The organism is Candidatus Cloacimonadota bacterium (assembly GCA_034661015.1).
Taxonomy (GTDB): domain Bacteria; phylum Cloacimonadota; class Cloacimonadia; order JGIOTU-2; family JGIOTU-2; genus JAYEKN01.
Genome location: JAYEKN010000039.1, coordinates 14,203 through 15,379 on the forward strand (window position 1 = coordinate 14,203; position 1,177 = coordinate 15,379).

Here is a 1,177-nt window from a genome sequence, read left to right on the forward strand (position 1 = left end):
TGAAATAAAATCAGCCACGAATTCACTAATGATATTTTTTTTAAAATATTCGTGAATTAGTGGCTTACAAAGAAAATGTGAAAAGTGAAATGTGAACAGTGAAAACCAGAAAACAGAAAGAAAAAATTGCCTTTGAACCTAAGTCATCCCTCTCTTTGAAGAGAGGGACCGAGGGTGAGTTAGAAAAGCAGAAAATAAATAAAACATAAAATCAGCCGCGAATTTCACGAATTATATTCTTTTAAAAACATTCGTGAATTAGTGGTTGATAAAAAAGAATCGGAGTTTCTATGGAAATTCAAGAAATTAATAAAAAAGTGATGGAACATACTGAGTTCCTGAAATCTATTTATTCGGAAATAGGCAAGGTTATCGTGGGGCAGGAATATATGATAAAACGCTTGCTGATCGGCTTATTTGCGGATGGTCATATCTTGCTTGAGGGTGTGCCCGGATTAGCAAAAACTTTGGCTGTGAGTACATTGAGTCAAATAATTGACTGCGATTTCAATCGGCTTCAATTTACTCCTGACCTGCTTCCTGCTGATTTGATCGGAACACTTATCTACAATCAGAAGGAAGGAAATTTTACACCGAAAAAGGGTCCAATTTTTTCCAATTTGATCCTTGCCGATGAAATAAATCGTGCTCCCTCCAAAGTTCAAAGTGCTTTGCTCGAAGCTATGCAGGAACGCCAAGTTACTATTGGTGATACAACTTACAAACTGGACGAACCATTTCTGGTTTTGGCTACTCAAAATCCTATTGAACAGGAAGGTACCTATCCTCTGCCCGAAGCACAAATTGACCGATTTATGCTCAAAATCAAAATTGATTATCCTTCCAAATCAGAAGAGCGTGAGATTATCGAAAGAATGACGAACAGACCCAATTTGCACGTTAACAAAATCATCAGTCGTGAAGATGTTCTTAAAACCCGAAACTTGGTTGATGAAATCTATGTGGATGATAAAATTAAAGAATATGTTCTTGATCTTATCTTTGCCACAAGAGAACCGGAAAACTATAAATTGGAAGATATCAAAAATTTCATTGATTTTGGCTCCTCTCCTCGTGCTTCAATTTACCTAATACGAGCAGCAAAAGCAAATGCTTTGTTGGATCAACGCGGATACGTTTCTCCGGACGATATCAAAGAGATCGGGAAAGATGTTCT

1 protein-coding gene is annotated in these 1,177 nt (G+C 36.9%); it reads left to right on the plus strand.

The genetic code is table 11. The features are described from left to right. Window positions 1–290: 290 nt before the first annotated feature. Window positions 291–1,177 (plus strand): AAA family ATPase (locus U9P79_01365; protein ID MEA2103277.1); only part of this gene is annotated, 887 nt, incomplete at its 3' end.